General features: G+C 74.1%; 14 protein-coding genes. 4 read left to right on the forward strand and 10 right to left on the reverse strand.

The features are described from left to right. Window positions 1–178 precede the first annotated feature (178 nt). Window positions 179–436, reverse strand: a complete 258-nt coding sequence (locus EV383_RS14090; RefSeq protein ID WP_130290336.1) for a DUF7218 family protein — start codon at window positions 434–436, stop codon at window positions 179–181. A gap of 44 nt (window positions 437–480) precedes the next feature. Further along, window positions 481–966 carry an NUDIX hydrolase gene (locus tag EV383_RS14095; RefSeq protein WP_130290337.1) on the reverse strand — a complete coding sequence of 162 codons (486 nt, stop codon included), beginning with the start codon at window positions 964–966 and terminating at the stop codon, window positions 481–483. A gap of 228 nt (window positions 967–1,194) precedes the next feature. Between EV383_RS14095 and EV383_RS14100 the strand changes: the two genes are divergently transcribed. Further along, the gene (locus EV383_RS14100; RefSeq protein ID WP_242623091.1) at window positions 1,195–2,019 is read left to right on the forward strand and encodes a DedA family protein; all 825 of its coding nucleotides are present in this window, start codon (window positions 1,195–1,197) and stop codon (window positions 2,017–2,019) included. A 19-nt stretch (window positions 2,020–2,038) separates the two neighbouring features. Here the strand turns inward: EV383_RS14100 and EV383_RS14105 are convergent, their stop codons facing one another. From EV383_RS14105 to EV383_RS14135, 7 genes are all read right to left on the reverse strand, one after another. Beyond that, on the reverse strand, window positions 2,039–4,249 hold the full coding sequence (locus tag EV383_RS14105; RefSeq protein ID WP_130290339.1) for an AAA family ATPase: 2,211 nt from the start codon (window positions 4,247–4,249) through the stop codon (window positions 2,039–2,041). Further along, window positions 4,246–7,752 carry a UvrD-helicase domain-containing protein gene (locus EV383_RS14110; RefSeq protein WP_242623092.1) on the reverse strand — a complete coding sequence of 1,169 codons (3,507 nt, stop codon included), beginning with the start codon at window positions 7,750–7,752 and terminating at the stop codon, window positions 4,246–4,248. Before EV383_RS14110 ends, EV383_RS14105 begins: the two co-directional genes overlap by 4 nt. Continuing rightward, window positions 7,749–11,159: an exodeoxyribonuclease V subunit gamma gene (recC, locus tag EV383_RS14115; RefSeq protein WP_165438347.1), complete on the reverse strand. Its 3,411-nt coding sequence runs from the start codon at window positions 11,157–11,159 to the stop codon at window positions 7,749–7,751. The genes EV383_RS14110 and recC overlap by 4 nt, the downstream gene beginning before the upstream one ends. Before the next feature lie 118 nt (window positions 11,160–11,277). Then, the gene (locus EV383_RS14120; RefSeq protein WP_130290342.1) at window positions 11,278–12,741 is read right to left on the reverse strand and encodes an SDR family NAD(P)-dependent oxidoreductase; all 1,464 of its coding nucleotides are present in this window, start codon (window positions 12,739–12,741) and stop codon (window positions 11,278–11,280) included. 54 nt (window positions 12,742–12,795) lie between these two features. Further along, on the reverse strand, window positions 12,796–13,443 hold the full coding sequence (locus tag EV383_RS14125; protein ID WP_278044835.1) for a biliverdin-producing heme oxygenase: 648 nt from the start codon (window positions 13,441–13,443) through the stop codon (window positions 12,796–12,798). A 67-nt stretch (window positions 13,444–13,510) separates the two neighbouring features. After that, window positions 13,511–14,116 (reverse strand): TetR/AcrR family transcriptional regulator, encoded by a 606-nt coding sequence (locus tag EV383_RS14130; RefSeq protein WP_130290343.1) that lies wholly within the window; start codon window positions 14,114–14,116, stop codon window positions 13,511–13,513. 81 nt (window positions 14,117–14,197) lie between these two features. After that, window positions 14,198–14,683 (reverse strand): peroxiredoxin, encoded by a 486-nt coding sequence (locus tag EV383_RS14135; RefSeq protein WP_130290344.1) that lies wholly within the window; start codon window positions 14,681–14,683, stop codon window positions 14,198–14,200. A gap of 193 nt (window positions 14,684–14,876) precedes the next feature. On the opposite strand from EV383_RS14135, the gene EV383_RS14140 reads away from it, so the two are divergent. From EV383_RS14140 to EV383_RS14150, 3 genes are all read left to right on the forward strand, one after another. Next, window positions 14,877–15,161, forward strand: a complete 285-nt coding sequence (locus EV383_RS14140; protein WP_130290345.1) for an FmdB family zinc ribbon protein — start codon at window positions 14,877–14,879, stop codon at window positions 15,159–15,161. A gap of 47 nt (window positions 15,162–15,208) precedes the next feature. After that, window positions 15,209–16,462 carry a formamidase gene (gene fmdA, locus EV383_RS14145; RefSeq protein ID WP_130290346.1) on the forward strand — a complete coding sequence of 418 codons (1,254 nt, stop codon included), beginning with the start codon at window positions 15,209–15,211 and terminating at the stop codon, window positions 16,460–16,462. Window positions 16,463–16,607: 145 nt separating this feature from the next. Beyond that, window positions 16,608–17,636 carry a type IV toxin-antitoxin system AbiEi family antitoxin domain-containing protein gene (locus tag EV383_RS14150; RefSeq protein ID WP_207223525.1) on the forward strand — a complete coding sequence of 343 codons (1,029 nt, stop codon included), beginning with the start codon at window positions 16,608–16,610 and terminating at the stop codon, window positions 17,634–17,636. Window positions 17,637–17,708: 72 nt separating this feature from the next. On the opposite strand, the gene EV383_RS14155 is transcribed toward EV383_RS14150, so the two are convergent. Further along, window positions 17,709–19,607 (reverse strand): primary-amine oxidase, encoded by a 1,899-nt coding sequence (locus EV383_RS14155; RefSeq protein WP_130290347.1) that lies wholly within the window; start codon window positions 19,605–19,607, stop codon window positions 17,709–17,711. Between the last annotated feature and the right edge of the window lie 11 nt (window positions 19,608–19,618).

Consider the following 19,618-nt stretch of genomic DNA (forward strand, 5'->3'; position numbering starts at 1 on the left):
GGAGGGGTTCGGGGCCGGCCGGACCGCGCCGTTGCGGACCCGGACCGGCATGACGGACGGTAGCGCGTGACGTGGCACACGACGGAACCGGTAAATAGTGACACGGTGTCCCACATCCGATCCGCCGGACCTCCACGGCGTCCGGTATGTCCGCGAGACAGTGACGCAGCGCTACCGGTCAGTGGTTGCGGAGGGCCGTGATCAGCTCGTCCTTGGACATGTCCGACCGGCCGTCGATGCCGACGCGCTGGGCCCGCTCGTAGAGCTGGTCCTTGGTCATGTCCTCGTAGTTCCCCGCTTCGCCGCCGCGCTCACCGACGGTCGAGCGGCCGTCGCGGGCCGCGGCGTTCGCGATGCGGGCGGCCTTCTCCTTCGACGCACCCTCGTCGCGGAGCGCCTCGTAGGTCTTCTCGTCCTTGATGCTGGGATCGGGCATGTGAGGGTGTACCCCGGCGTCGGATGGACCATGCGCGGCCGTTCTCACCCGTCGAGGAGCTCGGCCAGCCGGTCGAGCAGCGGCAGCTGCCCGCGCACGATCTTCTCCCGCGCCGTGTCCAGGTCGAACCACTCCGCCCGGTCGATCTCCGGGAACCGCAGTGTCCTCCCCGAGCCGCGCGGCCACTCGACCTCGACCCAGCTGCCGTCGTCGGGGCGGTCGGCGACGGCCTCGGCGCCGGTGAACCCGCTCCCGTCCAGCGCGAAGGCGGTGACGGTCTTGCGCCGCCCGGACTGGGTGACCGTGCCGAGGTCGAACGGGTCGCCGTCGGGGGGTGCGAGCCCGATCTCCTCGGTGAACTCGCGGCGCGCGGCGTCGAGCGGGGCCTCGTCCGCGTCGTGCTCGCCCTTCGGGATCGACCAGGCCGCGGCGTCCTTGCGCGCCCAGAACGGGCCGCCCATGTGCCCGAGCAGCACCTCGGGGGCGTTTCCGGGGCCGCGCCGGTAGAGCAGCAGGCCGGCGCTGGTCACGGGCGGCACGGGGCTCCTCGGGGTGAGTTCGGAAGTCGGTACGGGCGAGGATAACGACGTGCCCGTCGCTTCCCGCCTCCTCCTCGGGGAGGAGGACGAGATGTCGATCTCCGTCGCTGTGAGGACGCGCGGACGTCGCGACCGCCGATAGCGTCGGCGACAGCGATGGCGGGGGGTCAGCGCCACGGAAGGGACGCGATGACGGGCAGCGATCGGAGAGGGAGCGACGTGACGGGCACCGACGTGACGACGAGTGACACGGGAACCGGCGAGGCGCGGGGGACCGGCCGACAGGGACCGACCGGCGCCGGCGGGACGCAGCGCGACGACACGTCCGCGCAGACGCCCGCCGTCGACGCCCTGGACCCGTTCGCCACCCCGCCGCAGACATGGCGCGACGCGCTGCCCTGGGACGGCCCCGCACAGCGGGGGGACAAGGTCCTGCTGGGTCTGATCGGCGGGATCCTGCTGGTCCTGATGGCGACGATCCCGCTGCGCCCGTTCCTGCTCGCCTCGCACCCGATCGTGCTGGAGTTCGTGACCGGCAGCCTGTCGGCGATCGGCGCGGGCGCGGCGTTCGCGCGGATCGGCGAGGCACCGCTGTGGCTGGTGATCGTGGCCGGGGTCGTCGGGATGATCAAGTTCGACTGGCTGTTCTGGCTGGCCGGACGACGGTGGGGCGCCAAGGTCGTCGGCATGTTCGCCCCGGGGGAGCGAGCCCGGAAGTTCGTCGCGACGGTGCGGTCCTGGCCGGCCTGGGCGCAGCGGCTCGTGGTCGTGGCCGCGGCGCTGCCCGGGGTCCCGGCGGTCGCGGTGTTCGCCCTGGCCGGGCTCGGCCGGATGCGCCTGGGCGTGTTCCTGCTGTTCGACGCGATCGGCGCGGCCCTGATGACGGGTCTCGTCGCGGGGCTCGGCTACGGCCTCGGGCAGTCCGCCGTCGACGTGGTGCTGCTCGTGGACAAGTACGCGCTGTGGATCAGTCTCGGGCTGGTCGTCGTCGTCGCGTTCCTGTCCGGACGACGTGCGCAGGCCAAGGCCCGCGCATCCGCCTGAGGGTTCCTCCCCCTGCCGATCAGACCCGGCCCAACCGGCCCCGCAGTCCACTGGCCCGCCCGGCGGGACGGGCGATTGCAGCCCGCACCGCCGCCTCGGTCCCGATCACCCGCACCGACGTCTGTGCCCGCGTGACGGCGGTGTAGAGCAGCTCGCGGGTCATCAGCGGCGAGTCCGGCGGCGGCAGGACCACCGTGACCCGGTTGAACTGGCTGCCCTGGCTGCGGTGCACGGTCATCGCGTAGACGGTGCCGACCGCACCCAGCCGGGCGGGCTCGAAACCGGTGGGCACGCCCTCGCGGGAGAACACCGCTCGCCTGCCCCGCGGGGTCCGGACGACGACGCCGGTGTCGCCGTTGAACAGCCCGAGGTCGTAATCGTTCGCGGTGACCAGCAACGGGCGGCCCGGGTACCAGGGGCCCTCGGCGTCGTAACCCGGACGGGCGGTGGCGAGCCAGCGCTCGACCTCGACGGTCCACCGGGCGACACCGTGCGGGCCGCGGCGGTGACCGCACAGCAGACGGTGGTGGTCGAGCACACGCAGGGCCTGCTCGTCGTCACCGGCGTCCGCGGCGCCGATCAGATCGGTCCCGGCCCGGACGACGTCCTCGCGCAACGACGCGAGCCGGTCCTGGCCGACCTCGGCCGGGTCCGCGTCGACGAACGACAGCTCCGCCGACCCGGTCCGCAGCAGCTCCATCGCCCGGTCCGGGGCGTCGTCCTGCACCGCGGCGGCGAACTCGGCGATCGCACCGGCGAAGCGCCAGTTCCGAGTCAGCCGCACCACGCCGTGCCGGACCGTCTCGGGTTCTCCCGGCTCGCCGGCGCCGGTCGGCCCGGGAGCGACCGTGCCGGCCGTGCCCGGGGCCGCGACGGCCGGTGAGCCGGTGGACGGGACGCCGGTGGACGAGCCGGCGGTGGCCGTCGGGCGTCGGTCCGCGCGGAACGCACCACAGGCCAGCAACGCGGCCTGCAGCTCGGGCTCCTCCCGGCCGTCGGCGGCGGCCAGGTCGCCCAGGACCGCGCCCGCCTCGACCGATGCCAGCTGGTCGGGGTCGCCGACCAGCACCAGCCGCGCGTCCGGACGGACGGCGTCGAGCAGCCGGGCCATCATCGTCAGCGAGACCATCGACGTCTCGTCGACCACGACGACGTCGTGCGGGAGCCGGTTGCCGCGGTGGTGGCGGAACCGTCCGGACGAGCCGCGGGACCCGAGGAGCCGGTGCAGGGTGGAGGCGGCGGTGCCGCTGAGCACGGATCCCTCGTCGCCGGGCATCCGCGGAACCGCGTCGGCCACCGACTGGGTCAGACGTGCCGCGGCCTTGCCGGTCGGGGCGGCGAGGGCCACCCGCAGAGGTGGCCGCCCGGTCCGTGCCCCGTGCAGGTCGTGCAGCAGCGCGAGGAGCCGGGCGACGGTCGTCGTCTTGCCGGTACCCGGACCGCCGGCGATCACGCTGACCGGGCGCAGCGCCGCGACCGCGGCCGCGAGGCGCTGGCGCTCGGCACCGGGCTCGCCGAAGAGCCGGTCCAGCGCGGCCGACAGTCGCGCCGGGTCCACCGTGGCGACCGGCCCGGAGCGGGCCTCGAACTGGGTCCGGACCAGTTCCTCCTCCTGCCAGTACCGCTCCAGGTAGAGCAGGTCACCGACCAGGCGCAACGGGAGACCGGGCGGTGCGGCGTCGCCGTCGGCGACCAGGGGGCTCGCCACGCACTCCGCCCGCCACGTCACCGGGTCGGGCCACGGCAGGCCGGACACGTCGACCGCGACCTCGCCCTCGGCCGCCGCGGTGTCACGGACGCCTGCGAGGTCGACACAGACCGACCCGTTGCGGATCGCCCGCACGGCGAGCGCGGCGGCCAGCACGACCGCCTCCGGTTCGGCGTCCCCGGACGCTGCGCCGACACCGCCGGCGCCGCCCGCTGCCGCGTCGCCGGTCGGCCCGCTGCCGCCCGCTCCGCTGCCGGCTGCTCCGCCGTTCACGCACCTGGCCACTACACCGGTGGGGTCACCGCGCCCGCCGAGGCGCGCCAGCCGCCGGGCCACGTGCACGTCTCCGGGAGCGAGGACGTCGGCGGAGTTGAAGGCGGCCAGGACCCCGGTGGCGGTACGGGCGGCGCGCGCGCCGTAGGGGTCGCGCTCCGGAGCCGTGGTGCCGCCGGCACCCGGGCCGGTCACGGTCGTCGGGCTCGTCTCCGGCGCCGCGGCGGTGCCCGGTGGTGTGGTGGTCACGACGTCCCTCCGTCCAGCAGGTCCGACAGATCGGTCACCAGCGCCGCGGGCGGACGCCACGCGAACACGCCGCACGGGGCGGCCAGCGGCCCGTCCCCGGTGACCGGGGTGCCGGGCCCGCACATGCCGCGCAGGAACAGGTAGCCGACACCGCCGAGGTGCTCCTCCGCGCTGTATCCGGGCACCCGCCAGCGCAGGTAGCGGTGCAGCGCGACCGCGTAGAGCAGCGACTGCAGCGGGTAGTGCGCCTCGATCATCGCCGTCGTCAGGGCGGGGAAGGTGTAGTGCGCGGCGGTCAGCGGCTCCCGCCCGGCCGGTCCGTGCGGGCCCAGCCAGTTCGTCTTGTAGTCGACGATCAGGAAGCGCCCGTCGACGCGCAGCACCGAGTCGATGCTGCCGGTGAGGTAGCCGCGCAGCGGCTGGCCGGCCAGGTCGGGGGCGTCGAGGTGGTCGGCGTAGCCGTGCAGCGGGTCGCCGGGGCCGAGGTGGCGCCGGATCGCCGCGGCGAGCCCGGCCAGCGTGAGCCGCCCGGCCGGGGTGTCCCCGCCGCACAGCGGCAGCTCGAAGTCGAGCTCGGAGAGCCGGTCGTGCGGGGCGACGTCGGCCAGCGACCGGCCGCCGGCCAACGGGCCCAGGGGAGTGCGCAGGACCGGGAGGAGGGCGTCCGCGAGCTCCTCGGGATCCACGTCGGCGGGCTGTCGTCGCAGCTCCGTCGTGGTGCGGGTGACCAGCTCGGCGCGCAGGGCGCCGTCGTCGGCCGCGGTCGTCGTGTCGACGTGCTCGAGCACCGCGTGCACGAGCGTGCCGAACCCGGCCCCGAGTGGCAGGTCCGCCATCGGCGACGGCACGGCCGCCGGATCCGGCCCTGCGGCCGTCCCCGACGTACCCGGGACGGCCGTCCCGGCCGCGGACCCGGCGGCGTCGGGCTCGTCGACGATGCCCTCCCGCTCGGGTTCGCTCAGCACCCCGGGCGCCGGGGTGGGGTCCGGCTCGTCGGCGCCGGTCATGGCGGCCAGGTGGGCCCCGTGTGCGGCGTGCGCCTGCGCGGTGAGGGCGGTGTAGGACGTACGCCGCCACGCGGTGTCCAGGGTCCGGCGGAACACCGCGGCCTCCGGCGCGGCCCCGGGCGCCTCGGCGGGCGCGGACACGGGGTCGCGGTCGCTGAGCGTCTCCACGACCACCCCGTACGGGCCGAGGTTCTCGCGGAGGAACGCCAGGGCGTTCGCGTCACCGGGCACCGACACCGCGGCCGCGGGCTCCCGGCCCGGACCGGGACGTCCGACGATCATCCGGTGCAGCGACGACGTCGCCGCCGTCGTCGCCGGGACCCACCAGGCGACGATCTGGCTGCAGGCCCGGGTCAGGGCGACGTAGAGCAGGCGCAGGTCCTCGCCGGCCTCCTCGGCCTGGTGCTTGGCGATCCGCTCCTGCCGGTCCGGTCCGGTGGAGTCACCGACGTCGAGCAGCCGCCGTTCGCCCGCGGAACCGGGAGCGGTGTCGTGGTAGAGCAGTACGTCCGGGGCGTCGGGAACCCACCTGTCCCAGGCGAAGGGCAGGTAGACCACCGGGAACTCCAGCCCCTTGGACCGGTGTACGGTGACGATCTGCACCGCGTCCGCGTCGGACTCCAGACGCCGGCTCCGCTCCGCCGAGGTGTCGCGGTGCGCCTCGCCGATCCGGTGCCGCAGCCACTCGGTGAGCGCGGTCGGCCCGAGGTGGCGTTCCAGCGCCGCCGAGTGCAGCGCCTGACCGACGTGCCGCACGTCGGTGAGGTCGCGCTCGCCGTCCGGGCGCGAGAGCAGCCGCTCGGTCGGGCCGTACCGGGCGAACACCGCCTCCTGCATCGCCGCGACGCCGCGTTCGGCCAGCACGGTGTGCCAGATCCGCAGGTTAGCACCGAGCGCGTCGACGAGCCGGTCGGACTCCGGCCCGCACAGCTGCTCCACGGTGTGCCCGACGAACCGGGTCAGCGCCGCCGCCCGCAGCCGCAACGACCGCTGCGGCTGCTCGACGGCCTCGAGCAGGGTCAGCCAGTCCTGTGCGGCCGGGGTGGTGAACACGCTGGTGCTGCCGGTGAGCACGGCCGGCACCCCGGCCGCGGCGCACGCGTCGCGGATCAGGACGCCCTGGGCGTTGGTGCGCACGAGGACCGCGACCTGCCCGGGCCGCAGCGGGGCGCCCTCGTAGGTCGCCGAGCCGTCGAGCAGCCGGGACAGGTCGACGGCGGCGTCGCGCGCGACCACCTCCCGCGCGGCGGGGGCGCGGCCGAGCTTGCGGCCGGTGAGGTCGAGCCGGTCCCGGTCGACCAGGCGCAGCCGCAACGGCGCGTCCTGCCCGGTGCGGGACAGCCGCCGTCCGGTGTGGTGCGCCTCGACCGGGTGCACGACGATCTCCGGGTCGCCGAGGGCGGCCCCGTCGAACACGCCCTCCAGCGCGCGGAGCAGGTCGGCGTCGCTGCGCCGGTTCGTCTCCAGGGTCTGCCGGTCCGAGGCGGCCTTCGCCGCGTCGAGATAGCTGTGCACGTCGGCGCCGCGGAAGGCGTAGATGGCCTGCTTCGGGTCGCCGATGAGCACCAGCGCCCGGGCCGGGTCGTCACCGTCGGCCGCAGCGGTGTCGGGGTCGTCGTGGAACGCGCGACGCAGGATCTCCCACTGCAGCGGGTCGGTGTCCTGGAACTCGTCGACCAGCACCACCGAGAACCGCGACCGCAGCCGATCGCGGGCGGCGGGCCCGCGGTCCGGGTCGCGCAGCGCCGCGGCCAGGCGGGAGAGCATGTCGTCGTAGCTGTAGACGCGCAGCCGGCGTTTGCGCAGGTCCACCTCGCGGCGCACGGCGACCGCGAACCCGTACCGGACTGCGGCGGGCGAGGTCGGGTCGGCGTCGCGGGGTTCGAGCTCGGCCTGCGGGTCGGCGACCGCGCGCCGGGCCAGGCTCAGCGCCTCGGCCCGCTTGAACATCGGCCGCCCGGCCGAGGCGGAGGCGTACTTGCGGACGTAGAAGTCGTCGACGACCTCGGTGACGATGTCGTCGACGTGCTCGACGAACTCGGCGTCCGGGTCGTTGTCGGCGGCCACGCCGAGCCCGGCCAGCATCTGCTGGCAGAACTGGTGGGTGGTGGCGATGGTGGCCGCGTCGAACGCCGCGGACGCCGTCGCCAGCCGCTCGCGACGCTGCTCGACGACCGCCCGGTCGCCCTCGGCCAGCAGCGCGAGGACCTTGTCCGAGCCGTCCGGGGCGATCCCGGTCGCCAGTACCGCGGCGAGACCCCGCTCGGTGCCGACCAGCCGTTCCCGGACGCGTTCGCGTAGCTCCTGGGTGGCGTCGCGGCCGAACGTGACCAGCATCAACCGGTCCAGGCCGGCCACGCCCTCGGCCACGTAGCGGGTGGCCAGGGCGGCGATCGTGTAGGTCTTGCCGGTGCCGGCGCTGGCCTCCAGGACGGTGGTCCCGGACGGCAGCGGCCCGTCGACGGTGAACGTGGGGGCGTTGAGCAGCGCGGTCACGGCGCGTCCTGCCTCTCGTGCTCGAGCAGCGGGGCCCACAGCCGGGCGGCGAGCATGCCGAAGCGGGTCGGTTCGGCCCCGGCGCCGGGCTCGTCGCGCAGGATCAGCGGTGCCTTCGGACCCCGGACGAACACGTGCGCGGCGTCCGAGCTCTCGAACTTCGACCACTCCGCCTCCGCGGTGGCCAGCGCGTTCGCGACGACGACGCCCTTCGACCGGGCACGCGCGTAGGCCGCCGAGGCATCGGTCGGCAGCGGTAGCGGCTCGCGCAGGCCCTCGGCGCGCAGGGCGACGAGGTCGGCGAGCAGTCCGCGGGCGCGGCCCGGGTCGACCGGGCCGAGCGTCGACCGGGCGACACCACCGGTCCCGCGCCCGACCGTCACCGCCGTCCACCGGCGGTCCGGGTGCGCGGCGGTGAGCGCGACCAGCTGCGCCCAGGCCCGGAGGCGGTGCTTGGCCTTGAGCCGGGAGTACTCGACCCGGACGACGGTGTCGCCGTGGATCCCGGGCACCGTCCCGGACACCTCGACCCCGTCCAGGGCCGTGCCGTCGAGCGACGTCCCGCTCAGCGACACCAGCAGGTCCTGCGATCCGGGCTCCCCGGTCCGCACGGCGACGGCCGCGGCGACCAGCGGCTCCACGTTCTGCCCGACCTCGGACAGCACACGGGAGCCGATCCCGCCGGGCGGCAGGTCACCGCGCAGCGTCTCGGCCCGGGCCGCGGTCTGCGGCGGGGCTCCGGCGATCCGGTCGGCGAGCAGCCGGTCGCCGATCTTCCAGGTGTCCAGGCCGTCCAGCTCGACGGGCAGCGCGTCGTCGGGCTCGGCGTTCTCCTGCGGCGGCAGCACCCGGACGCGCTGGCGCAGGAACGCCCGCACCGGGTGCTCGACGAAGGTCACCAGGTCGTCCAGCTCGACGGTGCTCCCGAGGTCGGCGCGCTCCAGCGGCTCGGCCGGGAACAGCGGCACCGGTGCGCGGTCCCCGGCGGCGGCCTCGGCCCCGCGCAGAGCGGCGCGGTCGAAGCTGAACGGGCCGGATGTGAGCAGCGTGCCCGCAACGAAGTTGCGCCGGTCGAACGGCTGCAACGGGTGCCGTGCCCGCAGCGCCTCCGACGCCGGGAGCTCGGTCCCGTCGGAGGTGACGGTCCCGGTCCGGACGCACGCGTCGACGGCGTCGAAGAGCTCCCCGATCGGCACCGACGGCGGCCGCTCGGCCCCGGAGCGCTCGTCGGCGCCCGAGCACACCACCACCAGGTGCTCGGTGGCCGAGCCGATCGCATCGAGCAACAGCTGGCGGTCCTCGCCGCGCGGGTCCCGCTCGCCGACGACCGGGTCGCGGGCCAGCACGTCGTCACCGTCCGGGGCGCCCGCGCGGGGGAACACGCCGTCGTCGCACCCCAGCAGGCAGACGACTTTGTGCGGCACCGCGCGCATCGGCACCAGCGTCGCGACCGTCAGCGTCCCCGTCCGGAAGTTCGCCCGGCTCGGGCGCCCGCGCAGGCGCTCGGCGAGCAGGCCGCGGACGTCGGTGAGGTCCAGGTCGACGGTCCCGGCCTGCGGCCCCGCGGAGTGCAGCACGTCGGAGAGCTCGGACCGCGCCTGCGCGGCCTGCCAGTCGTCGGACGGCGCGGTGTCGGTGAGCGCGGAGAGGCCTTCGGTCAGCGCGTCGATCCAGCCCGACAGCGGCTGCGGCCCGCTCAGCGCGTCGAGCGTGGTGCCGAGCCGGTCGACGATCTCGGCGAGCCGACCGACCAGGTCGACGTCGGAGGAGTCCACCTCGTCCAGCGGGAGCGCGGACCCCAGCCAGGCGGGGGCTCCGGGCGTCTCGGCCATCGTCACCCCGACCAGCATCCGGTCCAGCCCGGATCGCCAGGTGTTCTGCTCGACGCCGTCGAGCTTGTAGGGCCGGCGGTGCTCGGCGTCGAGCCCCCAGCGCACCCCGGCCGCGGTGACCAGCTCGGAGATGCGCTCCAGGGCGTCGTCGTCGAGCCGGAAGCGGCGCCGGACCGGTCCGGACGCGATCAGGTCCAGCACCTGGGAGGCGCTCAGCCGCGACCCGGCCAGCTCCAGCAGCGTCGAGACCGTTCCCAGCAGCGGGTTCGCCTGGCGCAGCGCACGGTCGGCGAGCCGGACCCGCAGCAGGTGTCCCGGGTGGAGCTCGTCGCGCGAGGGCCCGGACTGCGGGTCGCCCACGCCGCCCGCCACCGGGTCCGGCGCGAGCCCGAACGACGCCGTGATCAGCGGGGCGAACACCTCGATGTCCGGGCACATCACCACGATGTCGCGGGGCTCCAGCTCCGGGTCGGCCGCGAGCAGTCCGAGCAGGGCCTCGCGCAGCACCTCGACCTGCCGGTCCGGGCCGTGGCAGGAGTGCAGCACGACGCTGCGGTCGGCCCCGTCGAGCAGCGGCCGGTCGGCGGGCGGCACGGGCGGGGAGTCGTCGCGCAGCGCGTCCTGCAGCCGGCGCAGCAGTGTCGGCGCGGCCGGCGGCGGTTCGCCGGACGGGTGGTGGGTGTCGCGCACCCCCGGACCGGCGGCGGGCAGCCGCAGCGCCAGCTCGCGGACGTCCCGGCCGAGCGAGCGCAGCAACGGGTTGCGCACCAGCGCGGCGCTGTCATCGAGGGCACGGGCCGGCGGTTCGCTGTGGCGGTCGGCGCGCACGGCGTCCCACATGACGGGGGAGGGGTGCGGCAGCCAGAGGTGGACGTCACGGTGCGCCGAGAGCGCCTCCAGGACCGCCAGGTGCTCGGCGGCGAGCCGGGTCGGCCCGAACAGCGACAGCCGGGCCGGGACCGGGCCGGGGTCGGCGCCGTCGCGCAGCGCGGTGACCGCGGCGTCGAGCCGTTCCGCCGGACCCGGGACGCCCAGACCCGAGCGCAGCCGCCGCCACAGCTCGGGCTGCCAGGCGAGGTCGGCCGGGCCACGGTCGTGGCCCTCCTGCCAGGCCCGCAGCAGCGACGGGCGGTGGGTGGCGTAGCTGCCGAACAGCCCGGCGAGCGCGCGGGCCAGGGCGTAGCGACGGCCGTGCCCTCCGCGTTCCAGATGCGCGGCCAGGCCGGTGAACCGCCCGTCACCGGAGGCGACGGCGGTGTCGATCAGCTCCAGCAGTGGCCAGACCGCCCGTCCCGGAGCCCACGGGTCCTGCTCCGGGTCGGTCCCGGTGACGGTGTCGACGACCTCGCCGAGCAGTCCCGCCGGGGCCGGGAACAGCACGTTCGCACACACCCCGCCGGACCCGGAGCCCGCGCCGAGCCGGTGCGAGAGCCGCTGGGCGAGCCAGCGCTCCACGCCGCGCTCGGGAACGGCCACCACCTCGGCGGCGAACGGGTCCTCGGCGGGCCCGGACAGCACGGCGGCCAGCGCGTCCACGAGGGTGTCCGCGCGCTCGGCCCGATGCAGTTCCAGCACGACCCGCACGCTATCGGCGCCCCCCGACAGAACCGGGGCGCCCCGCCCGCTCCCGGCCACCGGCCGGTGTGCTCAGGGAGCTTTCGTGCCGCGCCGCCGCACGAAAGGGCCGTGAGTACTACCAGGAGCCGGGGACGTAGTCCTTGAGGAACACCCCGTGCAGGTCCTCGCCCGCCTCGCCGGCGACGATCGGGTGGTAGACCCGCGCGGCGCCGTCGGAGAGGTCGAGCGGGGCGTGGAAGCCCTCCTGCGCCAGGCGCAGCTTCATCGCGTGCGGGCGCTCGTCGGTGATCCAGCCGGTGTCCACGGCGGTCATCAGGATCGCGTCGGCGTCGAACATCTCCTGCGAGCTGGTGCGGGTGAGCATGTTCAGCGCGGCCTTGGACATGTTCGTGTGCGGGTGCCCCGGGCCCTTGTAGCCGCGGCCGAACACGCCCTCCATCGCGGACACGTTCACCACGTACTTGCGCCGCGCCGTCGACGCCGCCATCGCCGTGCGCAGGCGGCTGATCAGGATGAACGGCGCCGTCTGGTTGCACAGCTGCACCTCGAGCAGCTCGAGCGGGTCCACGTGCTCGACGTGGTCGACCCAGCTGTTCGCGACGGCGGTGTCGGGCAGCAGCCCGCCCGCGTCGACGGCGGTGCCCGCGGCGATCCGCTCCGGCGACGCGCTCCGGGCCGTCGTGGCCAGCGACGCGAGGTCGGCCGCGTCGGCGGCGTCCAGCACCCCGGTCAGCGCCGCCGGGTGCAGGCGCGCAGCGGCGGAGAACGTGACCATCTCCGGCAGCGGCCCGGACGGCAGTGGAGCCCGCTCGGCCTCGTCGAGGGCGGAGTACGAGCCGGGGGAGCGGCGCACGGTCTGGGCGGCGTTGTTGACCAGGATGTCCAGCGGCCCCTGCGCCGCGACGTCCTCGGCGAGCGCCACCACCTGCCCGGGGTCGCGCAGGTCCACCCCGAGGATGCGCAGGCGGTGCAGCCAGTCGGCGCTGTCCGGCAGGGACGCGAACCGGCGTGCCGCGTCGCGCGGGAAGCGGGTGGTGATCGTGGTGTGCGCGCCGTCGCGCAGCAGCCGCAGCGCGATGTACATGCCGATCTTGGCGCGGCCGCCGGTGAGCAGCGCGCGCCTGCCGGTCAGGTCGGTGCGGGCGTCGCGGTGGCGGTGGTTCGTCGCGGCGCAGCTCGGGCAGAGCTGGTGGTAGAACGCGTCGACGACGGTGAAGCGCTGCTTGCAGACGTAGCAGCCGCGGGCGACGCGCAGGACCCCGGCGGTCGCGCCGGGCGCGGTCGACACCAGGGGGATCCCGGCGGTCTCGTCGTCGATCCGGCCGGTCGCCCCGGTCGCCGTCGCCGCGGTGACGGCGGCGTCGTTCTCGACGATCTCGCGGCGCTTGTCGGCGCGGCGGCGCAGCTTGAGCGACTTCCAGATCCCGGCCGTGGCCCGGCGCACCGCGACCGCGTCCGGGTGCTCGGTCGGCAGCGTGTCCACCTGGGCCAGCACGCGTAGGCAGGTCTGCAGGTCCTCGGGGTCGATCCCGGAGAGCGGGCTCGCGGCGGGCCGGGTCGACGGCTCGGTGGCGGTCACCGTGCGCTCCTGAGGGGTCTGGTCAGAAAGGACCCGTCGAGTGTACGGGGGCGCTCAGGCCGCCAGACCGACCCCGACCTCGTCGGCCAGCTCGCCGAGCACGGCGATGTTCAGCTCGAACGCGTGCACCGCCTCGGCGGCGACGCGGGCGCGGGCGACCTCGTCCCACGGCGCGGCGTCGAGCAGCGCGCGGTAGCGGACGCGGAACTTCGACGGGCTGCCCAGCGTCGCGAAGTCGTAGAACAGCGCGCCGGGACCGGTGATGCCGTAGGTGCGGTCCAGCAGCTTCCCGACCATCTGCCCACCGGCCAGGTCGCCGAGGTAGCGGGTGTAGTGGTGGGCCACGAACAGCTGCGGGTCTCCGGCGGCCGTGCGCAACCGATCCACGTAGGCGTGCGTCGCGGGCAGGATCCGCGGGATGCCGCTGTCGAGCGCGTCGAGGTCGGCGTGCAGGCCGGGCAGGCGTCGCAGCTCGTCGATCACGAACGGGCCGGCCACCGGGTCGTCGGCCAGGGCGTCCGAGGCGGCCTCCAGGGCGCCGTAGATCGCGCCGTACTGCTCGGCGAGGAGCGTGTAGCCGTCGAGCGGGAGGTGCCCGCCCAGCAGGGCGGCCATGTAGGTCGAATGATGCGCCCGCTCGTGGACGTCCATCGTGGCCTGGCGCAGGCTGGTCGACAGCGGAACGGTCCCGGTACCCGTCACGTGAGCTCCCTCGCCGATCGTTCTGACACGGTGTCAGATCGAGGCTAGGGCACCCTCGTCGGTAAGGCTAGCCTTTACCGGGCTCCGTGGACACCATCCGGCGCACGATCCCGACCGCGGACTCGATCGATGCCGGCAGCTCGTCGGCAGGCACATCCACGATCTGGCGGGCCGAGAGCGCCGAGGCCACCATCGCGACCAGGACGTCCGGATCCCGACCGGCCATCTTACCGGCGGCGATACCGTCGGCGACGATCGCGGTCAGGCGTCCGGTGATCGGGTCGGCGTGCGCGGCGATCCGCCGGTAGGCCGACGGGTCCAGCGCCCCGGCCAGGGCCTGCCCGGGCGGCAGGTGGAACTCGGCGAGGCGCTGCAGCTGCATCCGGGCGAACACGGCCAGGCGCTCGGTGGGTGACCCGGCGGCCTGCAGCCCGGCGTCGAGGTCGGTGACGTAGCGCTCCGCCTCGTGCTCGACGAACGCGACCAGCAGCGACTGGCGGTCCGGGAAGTGGTTGTAGATCGACGAGCGCCCGACGCCGGCGTCGGCGGCGATCCCGGACAGCGTCACGGAGGCGAAGCCGCGTTCGTAGAGCTGTTCGCGCAGGGCGGCGAAGACCCGCGCGCGCACCTCACCGCGGTGGGCGACGAGCGAACCACCGATCACCTTCGGCACGGGTGCACCTCCTCGTCGTCGCGGGTGGACGCCCAGATTAGCGCCGTGGCGCGACGACGAGGAGCCGTGCGGTTGGAGCGGTCAGAGCTTCTCGAGCACCGACTCCACGCCGCTGACGGTCACGTTCGTCGGGACGTCCTCGACACCGATCTCCGTGACGACGCCGTCCTTGATGATCGCGGCGTAGCGCTGCGAGCGGGTGCCCAGGCCGAAGCCGGAACCGTCGAGCTCCAGGCCGGCGGCCTTGGCGAAGTCGGCGTTGCCGTCGGCGAGCATCAGGACCGTGTCACCGGTCTCGCGGGCCTCGCCCCAGGCGTTCATGACGAACGCGTCGTTGACGGCGATGCAGGCGACGGTGTCGACGCCCTTGGCCTTGAGGTCGTCGGCGCGCAGCACGTAGCCGGGCAGGTGGTTGTCCGAGCATGCCGGGGTGAAGGCTCCGGGCACGCCGAACAGCACGACGGTGCCGCTGCCGAGCACCGAGCTGCTCTGGACGGGCGTCGGGCCGTCCGCGGTCATGGTCATGAGGGTGACGTCGGGGATGGTGTCACCGGCGGAGAGGGCCACGTGAGCTCCTGGTTCGGGAGGTACCTCGGGTGGATGAAGATCTGCGCGGAGCGTAGACCCCGTTCGGCCGTACCGCGCCCCTCGCCCCGGTCCACAGGGGAGCATCTGCCCGCCCCCGGCACCGGCGAACGGCCGATCGACCTGCACCGCATCGAGTGCCACCATCGGTCTTCCCACGACGCGGAGGCGGCCCATGGCGACCTACCGGTACCGCTGCGAGACCGACGGCCCGCGTGACGTGGTCCGCCCGATCGGCACCGCCGAGGGCACACTGGACTGCCCGGAGTGCGGCGTCGCGATGCCGCGGGTGTTCGCGGTACCGATGCTCGCTCTCGGCTCCTCCTCGGCGCGGTCGCTGATCGAGCGCACCGAACGCTCCCGGGAACGTCCGGACGTCGTGTCCGCACCTCCTCCCGCGGCGCGTCGGGGACCCGCTCCGTCGACGAACCCGGCGTGGTCGCGCCTGCCCCGCCCCTGAACCGCACGTCCGCACCCCGCTCCGCCGAGAAGGAAGGACACACCGTCGTGCCCGAGCTCGTGTTCCCCCTGGACTCCACGAAGACCTTCACCGACCAGCGGATCGTCGGTCACAACCGATGGCATCCGGACGTCCCGGCCCAGGTGCACGTCAAGCCGGGCGACTCGTTCCGGGTGCACTGCCGGGAGTGGTTCGACGGCGCCATCCACAACGACGACTCCGCCGAGGACATCCTCAACGCCCCGCTGAACGGCGTGCACGTGCTGTCCGGGCCGATCGCCGTCGAGGGCGTGAAGCCCGGTGACCTGCTGGTCGTCGACATCCTCGACGTCGGCCCGATCCCGCAGGAGGACTCCGGCCCACTGGCCGGGCAGGGCTGGGGCTACACCGGGGTGTTCGCGACCGAGAACGGCGGCGGGTTCCTGACCGAGCAGTTCCCGGACGCCTACAAGGTGATCTGGGACTTCACCGGCGGCACCGCGACGTCGCGGCACGTGCCGGGGGTGTCGTTCACCGGGATCGTGCATCCCGGACTGATGGGCACCGCGCCGTCGGCCGACCTGCTCAGCCGCTGGAACGCCCGCGAGCAGGCGCTGATCGACACCGACCCGCAACGGGTCCCGCCGCTCGCCCTACCCCCGCTGGCCGACTCCGCGATCCTCGGGTCGCTGACCGGCGCCGACTTCGACCGGGCCGCGGCGGAGGCCGCCCGCACCGCCCCGCCGCGGGAGAACGGCGGCAACCAGGACATCAAGAACCTGACGAAGGGGACCCGGATCTTCTACCCCGTCTTCGTCGACGGGGCGAACCTCTCGGTCGGCGACCTGCACTTCTCCCAGGGCGACGGCGAGATCACCTTCTGCGGCGCGATCGAGATGGGCGGGTTCATCGACCTGCACGTCGACGTCATCCGCGGCGGGATGGACACCTACGGCGTCGGTGAGAACGCGATCTTCATGCCGGGCAACACCGACCCGCAGTACAGCCAGTGGCTCGCGTTCTCCGGCACGTCGGTGACCCTGGACGGTGAGCAGCGCTACCTCGACTCGCACCTGTCCTACCAGCGCGCCTGCCTGCACGCGATCGACTACCTGACCGCGTTCGGCTACAGCCCGATCCAGGCGTACATGATCCTGGGCGCCGCCCCGATCGAGGGCCGACTCTCCGGCGTCGTCGACATCCCGAACAGCTGCTCCACGGTCTACATCCCCACCGCGATCTTCGACTTCGACGTCCGCCCCGGCCCGAACGGCCCGCACAAGATCGACCCCGGCCAGGGCGTCCCGAAGGCGAGCTTCTGACCTATCTCGCACCGGAAACCGTGGCCTCGCACGCGATACGTCACGTGCGAGGCCACGGTTTCGCGTGCGACGACCGATATGCGACCGCGAACGAGACCGGAGGATCGGGCACGGGTGCGCCGGGGCGGGTGGTGGGGTGCCGGGCATGCGGGACGGGATGCGGTGGCGGGGCGTGGCGACGCGGGCCGAGTTGCTCGCGGCAGGCTGGACCGAGGACGAGCTGCGGCGGATGTGCCGGCGGGGCGAGATCCGCCGGATCGGTCACGGGGCCTACCTGGCCGTCGACGATGCGGCGCCGGACGGATCCGACGCCGGCGATCACTGGGCCCGACTCGAGACCGAGCACCGGTTGCGGGCCGCGGCCGCGGTACGCCGCGCGGACCCCGGGGTGGTGGTCAGCCACGTCTCGGCTGCCCTCGTCCACGGCCTCCCGTGCTGGGGCCTGCCGCTGGACCGTGCGCATCTGACCCGGGACCGCCGCTCGGGTGCTCGCCGGACCGGCACGGTCCACCTGCACGTCGCTCCTCTGCCTGCACAGGACGTGGAGGACGTCTCGGCCGACCGCGACACAGGTGCGCGCCGAGCGGGGGAGGACTCCGCTCGTGGTGAGCAGGACACGGTCGCCGTCACCACACCGGCCCGCACCGTCGTCGACATCGCCCGCTCCGCCGGGTTCGTCCAGGCCGTCGTCGTCGCCGACGCCGCGTTGCGTCGTCCCGACCGGGACCGGCCGCCGCTGGTGACCCGGGCCGAACTGTCCGCCGCCCTCGACGCGGCGGCCGGACGTCCCGGCACTGCGGCCGCCCGCCGGGTGATGGCGTTCGCCGACGGGCGCAGTGGCAGCGTCGGTGAGTCCCGCAGCCGGGTCGCTCTCGCCGCAGCCGGTCTTCCCGCGCCGGAGCTCCAGTGGGAGGTGGCCGGACCGTCCGGCCTGGTCCTGGCCACCGTGGACTTCGCCTGGCCGGAGCATCGGGTGGTCGCCGAGTTCGACGGCCGGATCAAGTACGGCCGCCTCGTGCGTCGTGGCGAGCGCTCCGGCGACGCCGTGTTCCGCGAGAAGCAGCGCGAGGACACGATCCGGACCGAGCACTACACGGTCGTCCGGTGGACCTGGCAGGACCTTCCCGACCTCACCTGGCCGGCCAACCGCATAGCACACCTCCTAGGCCTCTGAGGTCGCACAGGAAACGGTGCCCTCGCACGCGACAAGTCACGTGCGAGGGCACCGTTTCGGCTGCGAGAGCGGTCAGTGGCAGGTGCCGGGGGACGGCGGGATGTCCAGGGCGGGGTTTCTGTCGAAGAAGCCGACCGGTTTCAGGGTGAAGCCGGTGTAGTCGACGGGCATGATCGGCCAGTCCTCCGGGCGGGGGAAGTGAGTGGTGCCGAAGGTGTGCCAGAGGACGATGTCCTCGCCGTCGACCGGGCGGTCGGCCTGCGTCCAGGCCGGGAGGCCGGCGCCGGCGTTCTGGTTGACGAAGTCACCGGCCGGGTAGCGCTGCGCCGGGTCGTAGGCCGTCACCCACAGGGTGTTCCGCGCGAAGGCGGCGCGGGCGGCGATCGACGACGCGTCGTCGGCCAGCAGGGTCGCCTTGCCCTCCGGGTGCAGCGCGTACGCGACGTCCTGGCCCAGCGCGTTCTGCTTGTCCGGGTTGACGATGTGCCAGGTCCGGACCGCGCCCTGGTTGCTCGCCCGCTGTGCGTCGGACTCGCTCCGCAGGCGCGTGCGGGACTGGCGGAACGCGTTGCCGTAGGGGTTGCCCTCGCCCATCGGCATCCGCTGCGCCTCGACCTCCTCGACGGCGTTGCGCGGGCCGTCGACGGTCATGTCCAGCCGTGCCGAGAACAGGTGCTGGTGGTACGGCGCGCCGAGGCCGGGCGCGACCTCGGACGAGTGCGGGTTCCCGCCCTCGGGGTAGGCGGCGGTGAACACGATGCCGGTCGCCTTCACCTCGAGCTGGATCGTGCCGTCGAGGTAGAGGTACCAGTAGAAGCCGTAGTCGTAGTTGCCGATCGGGGTGAAGAACGAGATCACCAGACGGCGCTGGCGACGCACCTCGCGGGAGCCGGTGAAGATGTCGGAGTGCTTCCAGAGGACGCCGTAGTCCTCCTCGTGCATGCAGATCGCGTTGGAGATCGTCTTCGGGTTGCCGAGGTCGTCGGCGATGGTGGCATCGACGTAGTGGATGTCGCCGAGGCAATCGCAGCCCAGCTGCAGCGAGTCGGCGTAGCGGGCGAACATGTACTCGCCGCAGTCGAAGTAGTTCTGCCAGAACCGCACCGGCGCCGGGTCGGCGTAGGGGACGACCATCTCGGCCACCGACGCGCGGTAGCAGATCGGACGGTCGTCGAACGCGATCTGGTGCAGGGTCAGGCCCTCGCGCTCGTTGAACCCGATCCGCAGGTCCCACTTGCCCCAGCGCACGTGCCCGTCGTCGACGGTGAACGAACGACCCTCCGGCTGCGTGATCTCGATCGGCTTCAACGAGGTCATGTGCTCGCCCTGCACGGAGGGGTCGTCGAAGTTCCCGCTGGTCGCGGGCACCGGGACGATACCGGTGTCGATCACGCGGTCGACGCTGCGCGCGGTGAGGTCGACGTAGGCGACGAGCCCGTCGATCGGGTGGGCCCACGCGTGATCCTTCTCGTGGTCCTGCTGGAACCCGAACGCACGGGCGATCCGGCGCCCGGACTCGTCGGGGTAGTCGTAGACGCCCGCGGACAGCGGCACCGCCCGCACCGACGCCGGCTCGATGCCGCGAGCCTCCAGCGCGGCGAGCCAGTCCGGGCTGGCGTTGAGCACGTCCTCGATGAACTCGAACTCGCTGTCGATGATCGGCGGCTGGCCGTCGACCGGCGGGTCCAGCTCCAGGCTCGACACCACGACCCGGTCGGTCGACGAGACCACGGTGTCCCAGGACCGGCCGGTCGACAGGTCCAGCAGCACCGCCCGGAAGCGACGGTCCGGGCGGTCCTCGGGGGAGTGGGCGAGGACGTCGTTCTTGGCCGGCTCCTCCGGCGCGAAGAACGCGTAGCGCACGTGCTCGCCGAGGAACCCGGCGTCGGCCAGGACCTCGCGGACGGCGGTCACCTCGGCCTCGGTGGTCATCTCCAGCGGGTGTCCCGTGCGGGACTCCAGGGTCGTCATCGTCGTTCTCC

Origin of the sequence: Pseudonocardia sediminis (assembly GCF_004217185.1) — a bacterium.
GTDB lineage: Bacteria > Actinomycetota > Actinomycetes > Mycobacteriales > Pseudonocardiaceae > Pseudonocardia > Pseudonocardia sediminis.

Coding starts and splice junctions, on each gene's coding strand:
- EV383_RS14090 (WP_130290336.1), bottom strand. CDS start 436: ATGCCCGATCCCAGCATCAAGGACGAGAAGACCTACGAGGCGCTCCGC.
- EV383_RS14140 (WP_130290345.1), top strand. CDS start 14,877: ATGGCGACCTACCGGTACCGCTGCGAGACCGACGGCCCGCGTGACGTG.
- EV383_RS14150 (WP_207223525.1), top strand. CDS start 16,608: ATGCGGGACGGGATGCGGTGGCGGGGCGTGGCGACGCGGGCCGAGTTG.
- EV383_RS14155 (WP_130290347.1), bottom strand. CDS start 19,607: ATGACGACCCTGGAGTCCCGCACGGGACACCCGCTGGAGATGACCACC.